This window comes from Paraburkholderia sp. A1RI-2L (assembly GCF_048957375.1).
Taxonomy (GTDB): Bacteria; Pseudomonadota; Gammaproteobacteria; order Burkholderiales; family Burkholderiaceae; genus Paraburkholderia.
In genome coordinates this window covers 470,239-483,481 of the sequence record NZ_JARBTA010000001.1, presented here as the reverse complement: position 1 = coordinate 483,481, position 13,243 = coordinate 470,239, and the positions used below count along the sequence as shown (strand labels likewise).

Sequence of the window (13,243 nt, the reverse complement as noted above, 5' to 3'; positions counted from 1 at the left end):
TCTGGGCAAGTCCCGAAGCAGAAACAGCAACACAGCAAAAAGCCCGGCGCAGTCACTGCGTCGGGCTTTTTGCATGTTCTGCTTCTCTGCCAGTCCTGGCATGTCGTGCCGCCGCCACATTGCAACGGCACGACACGATCCAGGCTAGTTCCTGACAGCATCCTGGCGCCGGGAGCCTGGCAAACCCGCCTCCGTCGCGCGCTGCAATTGCTCCACCTGATTCTGGAGATCGCGCAACTGGGCCTGCGCCTGGATCTTCTCGGCATTGAGCGCCCGCGTATTGCCCTGCATCTGGCGTTGGTAGTCGTCGACGCGGGCCTGTTGCGTGCGCGCGACGTCGAGATCCGCCTGCAGCCGGCGTGCGCGATCCTCATTGAGCGCGATTACCCGATCGATGAACGCCTTTTGCGCCTCAATCTGGGTCCGGCGAATTTCGATCTCGGCGAGACGCTGGGTCTGCTGCACGAAATTCGCGTAGATGGCTTCCGCGCGCGCGTCTTCCTGCGAGCGAATCACTCTCCAAAAATGCTTGTCCTGGAATAACACGACGTAGTAGGTCATTTCAGGCGGATAGAAGAACAGGCTCGCGCCATAGCTGGCGTTGTACGTCGTTCGCAACTCGACCAGCTGCGAATCATGGATGAGCTGCATGAGCGTGCCGACGTCACCCTGCGTGGCCCCCGCGGTCGCCTGATCGTCCACGATGTCTGCGAGCGGCGGCGTATTCGCCGGCTGCGGCGTCAAGCTGCCGAGCGACGGCCGGTTGCCCGCCACTGGAGCGACATCGCTGGCGGGTGCGCCGGCCCATGCGGCTGCGCCGGCCCATGCGGCTGCGCCGTGCTGCAAGAGCGTAAAAACCGCGGCGCCCAGCAAGGCGCGACGCAGCGGGGTTGATTGCTTCATGACTGCCTGTCCGTTCAGGATTCCGATTAACCGCTTATTATCGCCGCCAGCAAATCTCATAAACGTCGATTAATTTCGGATAACCGAAGGAATGACCAATTGCTTGTCCGAAATCACCTACTCATCCATCGGAATATTGGACGCATACCAAGCGATGCCGGTAAACGTCAGCAGGGAGGCTTTCGCCTCCCTTCTTGCCCTCGTTCCGCCCCCTTTCCGTCAGAAGCGCGTCTCGCGCGCGGCGCGCAGAAACGTGTCGAGAAGCGGGGTGCAGTCGAGCAGTTCCGGGCCGCCCGCGCGGTGGAACTCCGGGTGCCATTGCACGCCGACGACGAACGGCGAGCGCCGGTAGCGTACCGCTTCGATCAGGCCGTCACCCGATGAAACGGCCTCGACCGTCAGATCGCGGCCGAGGCTCTTGACCGCCTGATGGTGGATCGAGTTGACGATGGCCTCGCGCCGCCCCGGGAACATGCTGGCCAGCGAGGAGCCTTCGGGAAAGGTGACCGCGTGACGGTGCTGATCGTAATGCTCGCTCACGTGCACGCCCGCCGTGGGAACGTCGGTGGCAATGTCCTGATAAAGCGAGCCTCCGAACGCGACGTTGATAAGCTGACAACCGCGGCATACGCCCAGCACCGGCTTGCCCGACTCGATGAATTCGTGCAGCAGTTCCAGTTCGTACATGTCCCGCACGCGGTCGCCGGGCCATTCGGGACGTGGCGCGGTCTCCGCATAGGTTTGCGGCGAGACGTCGGCGCCGCCTTGCAGCAGGAGGCCGTCGAGATGCTTCGCATAGTCTCGCAGCCGGATGTTGCTCGGGTGCAGCATGCCCTGATGACCGACCGTCGGAATCATGAAGACGATCACGTCGCGCGACATGACCCAATGCGCAATCGACTCTTCGAGATATTGCAGCGTCTTGCCGCGCAGGCCCTGGGCGCCAGGCTCCGGGTGAAAGATGCGCGCCGACACGCCGATGCGCAACGTCCGCTGCGTGATGCGCTGACCGGCGCGGTCGAACAGTTGCCGGGCGCGCGCGGCGACGATGCGGCCGAACACCGACCACGCCGAGTCGCTCGGCCGCAAATAGCGTGGCGGATCGGACGGAATGGAGCCCGGCGGCGGCGGATGCTGCGCGGTGAAGTCGGGCGCCTGGCCGAATCCCGCCGGTGCGGCGCCCGGCCGTGTGCCGGCCGCGGCCTGCGGCGGCGCGGGCTGGGCGGCGGCCTGCGCCGTGGTCCCAGTGGGTGCGGGCGCCTCTTTACCCGCTTCGCCCACCACCTCGATTGGAATGCGCGGCGCGCCGGCTGCTTCCGGCGTTACCGCCGATGCGCTCGCGGGCGAGTCGGTCGACGCGCGCTGCGCGGCCTCGCCAGACGGTGTTGCGCCAGAAGGAGTGGACGCGCTGGAGACGCCTGGAGCACCGGGCGCACCAGTATTGACAGGACGGTCATCGCCGTCAGGAACCTCGGAGTGTTCGGATTTGTTTTCGCTCATGACGTAGGGTCAGGCGCGCCGGACGCGCGAACGAATGAACAGGGTTCCGATTATGCGTCGCACGGCCTGTTGCCGCCACCTCCGTGCACAATCGCTCGCACTCTGTTGCAATCCGTTGCGATTGAGCGCGCCCCAACCTTACGGATCCGGCTGCTCGTCGAAAGTTTCGCGCAGCGCAATCTGCATGCTCGCGTGAATCTTCACGCACCAGCGCCACAGCAGCATCGTGAGCACCGCCGCGCATACCAGTACGCCAACCAGAAAACCCGTGGGCGGCAGGATCGTCCCCGACAGCGCAGCGACCAGCACGAACACGCCGATCATCGAAACCGCCGGCACGAGTTCGGCAATCGCATGCCGCAACGCTCGCGTGAAGCGCCCCGCCTTTTCGGGCTGCACGCTCACTTCGGCAAGCAGGAGCGCCAGCGTCTTGGTCTTGCGCCACACCGCCACCAGAAACGGAATCGCGAGCAGCAGCGCGGCGCTCCACAGCACCACGCGCTGGATGCGCTCGTCCGGTACCCAGTTCGCGAGCAGCGGCAGCGCGTAGCGCGCGCCATACGAGGCGCCGATGAAAATCGCCGACACCAGCGCGAGATTCACCGCGACCTGCGCGATAATGCGCTTCGTGAGCGAGAACAGCGTCGGACCTTGCGCTCCCGTCGGTCGCGGCATCAGGCAGCGCAGCCATTGGCTATACATGCCGAAGACATTCGACATCGCGGGCGGCATCGCGCGCGCGAGCCGCTGCGAGAGCGGATCGGCGAAGCGGATCAGATACGGCGTGGTGAGCGTCGTGATCGCCGAGACGGTCACCACGATCGGATAGAGAAAACCGCTCGTCACCTTCAGCGTGAGGCCGAGCGAGGCGATGATGAACGAGAACTCGCCGATCTGCGAGACGGTCATGCCGACGCGCATCGCCGTGCGGCCGTCGTGACCGGCGAGGAAGGTGCCGAGCCCGCACGAGACGAGCTTGCCGAACACCACCGCGAACGAAATCACCGCGATCGGCCACGCGTAATCGACCAGCACGAGCGGATTGAGCATCAGGCCGATCGTTACGAAGAAGATGGCCGAGAACGCATCGCGCAGCGGCGCGACCAGATGCTCGATGCGCGGCAGATGGCGCGATTCGGCCATGATCGCGCCGATCAGAAAGGCACCGAGCGCAATCGAGTAATCGAGCTTCACGACCAGCAGGCAAAAGCCGAAGCAAAAGCCCAGCACCGAGACGAGCAGCATCTCGTCGCTGCCCACGCGCGCCACGTAGCCGAGCACGCGCGGCACGACGAGGATGCCCGCGAGCAGCGAAACCGTCATGAACAGCAGCAGCTTGCCGAGCGTGACGAACGCGATGCCCGGCGAGAGCTCGCCTGTCTGCGCAATGCCGCCGAGCAGCACGAGCATGGCGATGCCGAGAATGTCCTCGACGATCAGGATGCCGAACACGAGCTGCGCGAACCGCTCGCGCTTCACGCCGAGGTCGGCGAGCGCCTTGACGATGATGGTGGTCGACGAAATCGCGAGGATCGCGCCGAGAAATAGCGAGTCCATCGGGGCCCAGCCGAACGCGCGGCCGATCTGGTAGCCGATCCACAGCATCACCACGATTTCGGAGAGCGCCGCGACGATCGCGGTCGCGCCCACCTGAAACAGCTTGCGCAGACTGAATTCGAGGCCTAGCGAAAACATCAGGAACACCACGCCGAGCTCGCCCATCGTCTGGATTGTCTGCTCATCGTGAATCAACTGGAACGGCGGCGTGTACGGCCCGATGATCACGCCCGCCGCGATATAGCCGAGCACCACCGGCTGCTTCAGGCGATGAAACAGCACGGTGACGATCCCCGCGATCGCCATCACGACTGCCAGATCCTGAATGAAGCCGATTCCCTGATGCATGCTCGGAATATCCTTACAAAATCCTGTCTAAAAGTGCATGTTACCTGATGAGCGCGACGCGCCAAATCGGCCCTTGGGAAAAATTCGCGTTCTACAATGATGTGTCCCTTGCCGCAGCGCATGGCCGCAATGTCCAGGCGCCATCCGTCCGCGGCGCCTCCGTCAATGTTGCCATCGATGCTCCCCGCCGCCATGACTTCCACCTCATCCCCCTTCGCGCCGTTCCCGCCGCTCGCCCAACTGGCCGCCGACCTCGCCGCGGGCCGCACCACGAGCCGCGCGCTCGCCGAAGCCGCGCTCGAGCGCATCGCCGCGCCGGGCGGCCAGGCGCCGCCGTATTCACGCACGTCGACGCCCAGCGCGTGCGCGCCGCAGCCGATGCGCACGACCGACTGCGCGCGGCGGGCACCGTGCTGTCGCCGCTCGCCGGCATTCCCGTCTCGGTGAAGGACCTGTTCGACGTGCAAGGCGAAGTCACGCGCGCCGGCTCCACGGCGCTCGCGAACGCGGCGCCCGCGAGCGCCGATGCCGTAGCGGTCGAGCGCCTGCGCCACGCGGGTGCGGTGCTCGTCGGCCGCACCAACATGAGCGAATTCGCGTTTTCGGGGCTGGGTCTGAACCCGCACTACGGCACGCCGCTCTCGCCTTACCAGCGCGGCGTGGCGGGCGGCGAGCGCGTCGCGGGCGGCTCGTCGTCGGGCGCGGCGGCCTCGGTCGCCGATGGCATGGCCGCCGTCGCGCTCGGCACCGATACGGGCGGCTCGATCCGCATTCCGGCGGCGTTCTGCGGCCTCACCGGCTTCAAGCCCACGGCTGCACGCATCCCGAAAGCGGGCGGCGTGCCGCTCTCGCCCACGCTCGACTCGTTCGGCCCGATCGGCAATACGGTGGCGTGCTGCGCGCTCGTGGACCGCATCCTCGCCGGACTGCCGCCGCACGTGAGCGCGGCACGCCACCTCGACGGCGTGCGCATCGGCGTGCTCACGAACTATGTGACGGACGGCATCGAGCCCCACGTGGCGCAAGCGCTCGACACCGCGCTCAAGCACCTCGACGCAGCGGGCGCGATCGTGAACGAGGTGCGTTTTTCGGCATTCGAGCGCATGGCCGAAATCAACCGCTTCGGCTTCTCGCCGATCGAGGCTTACGCGTGGCACCGGCCGCTGCTCGCCCAGCACAGCGATCAGTACGACCCGCGCGTGCTCGTGCGCATCCTCAAGGGCAAGCCCGCTAGCGCCGCCGACTATCTCGATCTGATCGCCGCGCGCGCCGCCATGATGGACGAGGCGCAAGCGACGCTCTGGTCGCGCTTCGACGCCGTGATCGCTCCGACCGTGCCGATCGCGCCGCCTGCGCTCGCCCCGCTCGTCGCCGACGACGAAGCGTTCACGCGCACCAACGCACTCGTGCTGCGCAACCCGAGCGCCTTCAACTTCCTCGACGCCTGCGCGCTCTCGCTGCCGATCCACCATCCCGATGAGGCGCCGGTGGGACTGATGCTGGCCGGCGCGCCCTACGCCGATGATGCAATCCTCGCGATCGGCCGCGGCGTGGAAGCGGTGCTCGCACCACTGCGGTAACGAAATGGGGCGCGGCCGTAGTTCGGCGGGCACGCGGACGCAGCCTGAGCGCGGTCAAAAGCGCCCGCTCGCGCTGCATCCCGCGCTGCATCCCGCGCTGCATCCCGCGCTGCATCCCCTTCGCGCTAGAATCCCGAAACGCCGTTGCAGGCGCACCGGTCTGGATTTGCTTGACACCGGCTGTGCGATCCAACCCGAATAAACGAGCCGAACAAACAAGCTACATGAACGACGATAACGCGCTGCTGCGCCGCGAGCGCGGCCTGCTGGTCCTCCTCGGCCTGATCTGTCTCGCGCTGCTGGGCGGCGCCCTGTATTTCCAGTACGCCGAGCATCAGGACCCGTGCCCGCTGTGCATCCTCACGCGCTACTTTTTCATCCTGATTGCGATCTTCGCATTCCTCGGCGCCCGCTTCGCCAGTTGGCGCGCCGTGCGCACCCTCGAGGCGCTCGTCGCCCTTTCGGCGGCGGGCGGCATTGTCGCCTCCGCGCGACTCGCCTGGGTGCAGGCGGTCCCGAACTTCAGTTGCGGCTTCGACACGCTCCAGCCCATCGTCGACGCCCTGCCGCCCGCGCACTGGCTGCCCGGCGTCTTCAAGGTCCAGGGCCTGTGCGAGACCACCTACCCGCCCATCCTCGGCCTCACGTTGCCGCTCTGGTCGGTGCTCGCATTCGCGGTCATGTTCCTCGCGGTGGTCGCAAGCCTGTGGCGCAACCGCCGCCGCCAGGTGGCATGGCCCGGCATCCGCCGTTAAGCCCCCAGCCTCCGGGTTTCCGGCCTCCTCGCGCGCCGCGCCCGGCCTCATGTCTCGGGCGCTGGCGGCGCCCTCTCCCTCCCCACCGCGGCTGGCCCGGCTGCCTCTCCCTCCTCCGTTTGACCGCCCCGAAGGGCCGGATCACGTCGCGCACGCTCATTGCCGCCGTCGCATAACCCCCATCTTCCAGAAAGGATACTTTCCGGCCCCTGTCGGTGCTAAATTCGGGATTGGATGGCGATCTACGTGCGCGAGGCCGGACTGACAGTCGAGGCGCCCCGGTTCCCTGCGTAACGCGCGCCTGATCCGCAATGTCTCCCGGGTTTTTCAGATGACAACGCAAACCATCCGCTTCGTCCATCGTGGCGCCGTGCACGAAGTGCATGACGCGCCGATCACGCGCACCGTGCTGCAACACCTGCGCGAGGACTTGCATGCCTGCGGCACCAAGGAAGGTTGCGCGGAAGGCGATTGTGGCGCCTGCACGGTGGTGCTCGGCGAACTCGACGAGGAAGGTCGTCTCGCGCTCAAGGCGGTCAACGCCTGCATTCAGTTTCTTCCAACACTCGATGGCCGCGCGCTCTTCACGGTCGAAGACCTGCGCGCGCCCGACGGCACGCTGCACCCCGTCCAGCAAGCGATGGTCGACTGCCACGGTTCGCAGTGCGGCTTCTGCACGCCCGGCTTCGTCATGTCGATGTGGGCGCTCTACGAGCGCCAGGGCGCCGATGCCGGCCTGCCCGCGCGCGACGAAATCGATCAGGCGCTCTCCGGCAATCTGTGCCGCTGCACCGGCTACCGGCCGATCATCGACGCAGCACAGCGCATGTTCGACACGACGAGCTATCCGCGCGTCGCACTCGCGCGCGAGCCGCTCGAAGCCGCGCTGCGCTCGATCGCGCGCAGCGACACCTTCGACTATCGGGGCCCCGACGCCCGCAGCGCCGCGCACGGCCACGCCACGTTTTTCGCACCGCGCACGCTCGAAGCATTCGCCACGCTGCGCGCCGAGCATCCGCAGGCGCGCGTGCTCGCGGGCGGCACCGACGTCGGCCTGTGGGTCACCAAGCAGCTTCGCGATCTGGGCGAGGTGCTCTATACCGGGCAGGTCGCCGAGCTGAAACGTGTCGAGCGCGACGCGCAGACGCTCACGATCGGCGCGGCTGTGCCGCTCGAAGAGGCCTACGCGGCGCTCGCCGTCGACTACCCCGAACTCGCGGAACTGTGGGCGCGCTTTGCCTCGCTGCCTATCCGCAACGCGGGTACGCTGGGCGGCAACGTGGCGAACGGCTCGCCGATTGGCGACTCGATGCCGGCGTTGCTCGCGCTCGACGCCGAGGTGATCCTGCGCCGCGCTGCGCGTGTGCGCACGCTGCCGCTCGCGGCGTTCTACACGGGCTATCAGAAGAACGTGCTCGAAGCGGGCGAGTTCGTTGAAGCGATCCGCGTGCCGCGCCCCGCGCCGACACTGCGGTTTCGCACCTACAAGGTGTCGAAGCGCTACGACCAGGATATCTCGGCGGTTTGCGCGGCGTTTGCGCTCGAGACCGGCGAGGACGGAGCAATCGCGAACGCGCGCATCGCGTATGGCGGCATGGCCGCGATACCGCAGCGCGCCGCCCACGCCGAAGCAGCGCTCGCGGGCGCACAGTGGAACGAAGCGGCCGCGCAGCGCGCCATGGCCGTGCTCGACGCCGACTATCAGCCGCTCACCGACATGCGCGCGAGCGCCGCGTATCGCCTGAAGGTCGCGCGCAATCTGCTCTGGCGCTGCTGGCTGGAAACGCGCGACGACGCGCCGCTCGCACTGTGTGACGTGAACGCCTTCGTGTTTGCCTCCGAGGCGGAAGTCGTCGACGAAACCGGCGTAGGCCCGGGCGCAACGCTTGCGGGAGACGCATCATGAACCGCCAGTCCGATCCGCTTATCGTGCAAACCGCCGCACAAACCGCTGCGCAGTCAACGCAAGCGGCGCTCGGCGCGCCATTGCCACACGAGTCCGCAGACCTGCACGTGAGCGGTGAAGCGCGCTACACCGACGACATCCCCGAACTGCACGGCACGCTCCACGCCGCGCTCGGCCTGTCGCGCCACGCACATGCGCGCATCGTGGCGCTCGATCTCGCGCGCGTGCGCGCCATGCCCGGCGTCGTCGCGGTCCTGAGCGCCGCCGATATTCCCGGCGAGAACAACTGCGGCCCGGTCCTGCACGACGACCCGGTGCTGGCGCAAGATGAAGTGCAGTATCTCGGTCAGCCCGTTTTCGCCGTAATCGCGACGAGCCATCAACTTGCCCGCCGCGCGGCCGCGCTCGCCGCCAGCGACGACGTGGTGCGCTACGCGCCGCTCGAAGCGGTGCTCGACATCGCCGAAGCGAAAGCGCGCCAGCAGTACGTCCTGCCGCCGCTGCGCCTCACGCGCGGCGAGCCGGCGGCGCGCATCGCGGCAGCGCCCCACCGCATCGCCGGCACGTTTGCCGTAGGCGGCCAGGAGCAGTTCTATCTCGAAGGTCAGGTCGCCTATGCGCTGCCCGAGGAACAGGACGGCATGCTCGTCTACAGCTCGACGCAGCACCCGAGCGAGATGCAGCAGTTGATCGCGCATCTGCTCGGCTGGCCCGCGCACCGCGTAATGTGCGAATGCCGGCGCATGGGCGGCGGCTTCGGCGGCAAGGAATCGCAATCGGCGCTGTTCGCCTGCGTGGCGGCGCTGGCCGCGTACAAGCTGCGCCGCCCCGTGAAGCTGCGCGCCGACCGCGACGACGATTTCCTCATCACCGGCAAGCGCCACGACGCGCTCTACGAATATGAAGCCGGCTACGACGACGCAGGACGCCTGCTCGGCGCGCGCGTGGAAATCGCGCTGCGCGCGGGCTATTCCGCCGATCTCTCGGGCGCGGTCGCCACGCGCGCGGTCTGCCATTTCGACAACGCCTACTATCTTTCGGACGTCGAAATCGTCGCGCTCTGCTGCAAGACCAACACGCAGTCGAACACGGCTTTCCGCGGCTTCGGCGGCCCGCAGGGCGCACTCGTGATGGAGGTGATGCTCGACGGCATCGCCCGCGCGCTCGACCGCGATCCGCTCGACGTGCGCCGCGCGAACTACTACGGCATCGGCGAACGGGACGTCACGCCCTACGGGCAGCGCGTCGCGGACAACGTGCTCGCGCCGCTCACCGAGCAGTTGCTCGCGTCGAGCCAGTACGCCGCGCGCCGCGCCGCGCTCGCCGCGTTCAACCGCACGAGCCCCGTGCTCAAGCGCGGCATCGCGCTCACGCCGGTGAAGTTCGGCATCTCGTTCAACGTCCCGCATCTGAACCAGGCGGGCGCGCTCGTGCACGTCTATCGCGACGGCTCCGTGCTCGTGAACCACGGCGGCACCGAAATGGGCCAGGGGCTCAACACGAAGGTCGCGCAGGTGGTCGCGGGCGTATTCGGACTGCCGCTCGCGCAGGTGCGCGCGAGCGCCACCGACACGTCGAAGGTGGCGAACACGTCCGCCACCGCCGCCTCGACCGGCAGCGACCTGAACGGCAAGGCCGCCGAAGACGCGGCGCTCGCGATCCGCGCGCGCCTCGCCACGCTCGCCGCCACGCAGTACGGCGGCGCGCCCGAAAACGTCGCGTTCGAAGATGGCCTGGTGCGAGTGAACGGCAAGGCGATCGCCTTCGCCGAGTTCGTGGAAACCGCGTATCTGAAGCGCGTGCAACTGTGGTCCGATGGCTTTTACGCCACGCCCAAGGTCCATTGGGACGCGCGCACGCTCACCGGCCATCCGTTCTATTACTTTGCCTATGGCGCGGCGGTGTCGGAAGTGGTCGTCGACACGCTCACGGGCGAATGGAAGCTCGTGCGCGCCGACCTGCTGCACGACGCGGGCCAGTCGATCAACCCGGCCATCGACATCGGCCAGGTGGAAGGCGGGTTCATCCAGGGCATGGGCTGGCTCACGAGCGAGGAGCTGTGGTGGAACCGCGACGGCAAGCTCATGACGCACGCGCCCTCCACCTATAAGATTCCGGCGATCAGCGATACGCCCGCGGCGTTTCACGTCCAGCTCTATCGCAACGAAAACGCCGAGCCCACTGTGTTCCGTTCGAAGGCCGTGGGCGAGCCGCCCTTGCTGCTGCCGTTCTCGGTGCTGCTCGCGATCCGCGAGGCAATCGGCGCGGCCGTGCCCGAGGCCCGCGAAGCCGCGCCGCTCAATGCGCCCGCCACGCCCGAGGCGATCCTTCATGCAATCGGGGCGCTCGACGCCCTGCGCGAGCACGCGGCAAGCGTGCCGGCCGCCGCCCCAACAGAAGCTGTCGTCAAGTAGGAGAACCGCCCGATGCAAGCCTGGGTCACCGACCTTCAACACCTGCTAGCGCACGGCGATGCCGCCGTGCTCGTGACCGTCGCGCACGCCGAAGGCTCGGTGCCGCGCGAAGCCGGCACGAAAATGATCGTCACGCGCGAAGCGGCCCGTCATACGATCGGCGGCGGCCATCTCGAATGGAAGGCCATCGAGACCGCGCGCCAGGTATTGCGCGACGGCATGCGCACGCCGCATGCGCGCCGCCTCGAGCGATTCGCGCTCGGGCCGAGCCTCGGCCAGTGCTGCGGCGGAGCAGTCGTCCTTGCGTTCGAGCGGCTCGACGTCTCCGACCTCGGCTGGCTCGCCACGCTCGCCCGCCGGCTCGCGGCGGGCGCCTCGACGGTTCGTAGCGTATCATTCCGCTCGTCGCGGAATGGAGCGCCTTCCGGCGCAGAAACCGACCTGACGGATGCCGCGGCGGCCGATACAGTTTTGCTTTCCGAACCCGAGCCCGGCGTGGAATCGCCCGATTGCCTGCTGTGGGACACGGGCGCGCCGGGCGATGGTAACCATCACGGCGACGGCACGATGCTGCTCACCGAAACGATCGCGCCCAACGAGCGGCCCGTCGTGCTGTTCGGCGCGGGCCATGTGGGCGCGGCGCTCGTGCGCGTGCTCGGCACGCTGCCCTGCCGGGTGCGCTGGGTGGACGAGCGCGACGCCGCGTTTCCCTCGCCGGAAGCGTTCGCGGCGCTCAATGCGCCCAACGTCACGATCGATGCCAACGACGCACCTGACGAAGCCATCGACGCTGCCCCGCCGGGCACGAGCTTCATCGTGATGACGCACGATCATTCGCGTGACCTCGATCTTGCCGAGCGCATCCTGCGTCGCGGCGACTTCCTGTTCTTCGGCATGATCGGCTCGCACACGAAGCGCAAGCAGTTCGAGCACCGGCTCGCCGCGCGCGGCATCGATCCGCTGCAGATCGCGCGCATGCACTGCCCGCTCGGCGTGGACGGCATCGTCGACAAGTCGCCCGAAGTCATCGCGATCTCGGCCGCCGCGCAATTGCTGCAGGCGATCGAGGCGTCGTCGGCGGCCGCGGGCATGCCTGGGCATGCAGCCGTTGCGGTTACCGGCACGTCCGCTACCGGCACGATCCATTCCGCGTGATGTCAACCACTGAACGCAACCGATTGATCCAACCATGACCATCACGCCCACCGTCAACCCGTTCGCAGCGCTCGTACAAAAAGCGGCGCGCGCGCCGAAGGCCGAGCTGCATATCCACATCGAAGGCTCGCTCGAACCCGAGCTGATCTTCGCGCTCGCGCAGCGCAACCACGTCGAGCTCGCTTACGAGTCGATCGAAGCGCTGCGCGCGGCCTACGCGTTCACCGACCTGCAGTCGTTCCTCGACATCTATTACGCAGGCGCGAGCGTGCTGCTCAAAGAGCAGGACTTCTACGACATGACGATGGCCTACTGCGAGCGCGCGCTCGCGGACAACGTCGTGCACACCGAAATATTCTTCGATCCGCAAACGCACACCGAACGCGGCGTGCCGATCGAAACGGTGGTCGAGGGCATCGACCGCGCGCTCGCCGACGCCGAAAAACGCGGCCTCACGAGCAAGCTGATCCTCTGCTTCCTGCGCCATCTGAGCGAAGCCGACGCGCTCGCCACCTTCGACGCCGCGCTGCCGCTGTTCGCGCGCTATCCGCGCATGATCGGCGTGGGTCTCGATTCGTCGGAGCGCGGCCATCCGCCCTCGAAATTCGAGCGCGTGTTCGCGAAGGCGCGCTCGCAAGGGCTGAAGCTCGTCGCGCATGCCGGAGAGGAAGGCCCGCCCGCCTATATCTACGAGGCGCTCGATCTGCTCAAGGTCGACCGCGTCGACCACGGCGTGCGCAGCATCGAGGACAAGGCGCTCGTCACGCGCCTCGCCGACACGCGCGTCGCGCTCACCGTCTGCCCGCTCTCGAACCTGAAGCTCTGCGTGTTCGACGACATGACGAAGCACACGCTCAAAAAGCTGCTCGACGAAGGCGTCGCGGTGACTGTCAATTCCGACGATCCCGCGTACTTCGGCGGCTACGTGAACGAGAACTTCAGCGCCATCATCGCGGCGCTGAAGCTCGACGACCAAGAGGTGTACACGATCCTGCGCAACAGCTTCGAGGCGTCCTTCGTGACGCCCGAGGAACGCGCCGCGCTGATTGCGAAGCTCGATCGGTACTGGAGCGGCGCCGTGGCCTGATCCCGCGCAGCTCCCCCAATTTAAAGCTTCACCCTTGA

At 67.3% G+C, this 13,243-nt stretch carries 8 protein-coding genes and 1 pseudogene; 6 read left to right on the top strand and 3 right to left on the bottom strand.

The features are described from left to right. Positions 1-144: 144 nt before the first annotated feature. The 3 genes from PWP93_RS02265 to PWP93_RS02255 form a co-directional block, all read right to left on the bottom strand. Positions 145-903 (bottom strand): DUF2968 domain-containing protein, encoded by a 759-nt coding sequence (locus tag PWP93_RS02265; protein ID WP_421043300.1) that lies wholly within the window; start codon positions 901-903, stop codon positions 145-147. Between the two features lie 219 nt (positions 904-1,122). Continuing rightward, positions 1,123-2,403, bottom strand: a complete 1,281-nt coding sequence (locus PWP93_RS02260; protein WP_421043299.1) for a gamma-glutamyl-gamma-aminobutyrate hydrolase family protein — start codon at positions 2,401-2,403, stop codon at positions 1,123-1,125. Positions 2,404-2,541: 138 nt separating this feature from the next. After that, positions 2,542-4,308: a cation:proton antiporter gene (locus PWP93_RS02255; RefSeq protein WP_421043298.1), complete on the bottom strand. Its 1,767-nt coding sequence runs from the start codon at positions 4,306-4,308 to the stop codon at positions 2,542-2,544. 192 nt (positions 4,309-4,500) lie between these two features. Here PWP93_RS02255 and PWP93_RS02250 point away from each other — a divergent pair. From PWP93_RS02250 to PWP93_RS02225, 6 genes and pseudogenes are all read left to right on the top strand, one after another. Beyond that, a pseudogene (locus tag PWP93_RS02250) lies at positions 4,501-5,888 on the top strand (amidase). Positions 5,889-6,112: 224 nt separating this feature from the next. Next, on the top strand, positions 6,113-6,643 hold the full coding sequence (locus tag PWP93_RS02245; RefSeq protein WP_213293727.1) for a disulfide bond formation protein B: 531 nt from the start codon (positions 6,113-6,115) through the stop codon (positions 6,641-6,643). A gap of 331 nt (positions 6,644-6,974) precedes the next feature. Next, positions 6,975-8,549, top strand: a complete 1,575-nt coding sequence (gene xdhA, locus PWP93_RS02240; protein WP_421043297.1) for a xanthine dehydrogenase small subunit — start codon at positions 6,975-6,977, stop codon at positions 8,547-8,549. Further along, positions 8,546-10,963, top strand: coding sequence for a xanthine dehydrogenase molybdopterin binding subunit (gene xdhB / locus PWP93_RS02235; protein ID WP_421043296.1), 2,418 nt, complete (start codon positions 8,546-8,548; stop codon positions 10,961-10,963). The genes xdhA and xdhB overlap by 4 nt, the downstream gene beginning before the upstream one ends. 12 nt (positions 10,964-10,975) lie before the next feature. Further along, a complete protein-coding gene (gene xdhC, locus PWP93_RS02230) occupies positions 10,976-12,118 on the top strand; it encodes a xanthine dehydrogenase accessory protein XdhC (RefSeq protein WP_421043295.1) in 1,143 nt (380 codons plus the stop codon). Positions 12,119-12,152: 34 nt separating this feature from the next. Further along, positions 12,153-13,205, top strand: a complete 1,053-nt coding sequence (locus tag PWP93_RS02225) for an adenosine deaminase (RefSeq protein ID WP_421043294.1) — start codon at positions 12,153-12,155, stop codon at positions 13,203-13,205. Positions 13,206-13,243 lie beyond the last annotated feature (38 nt).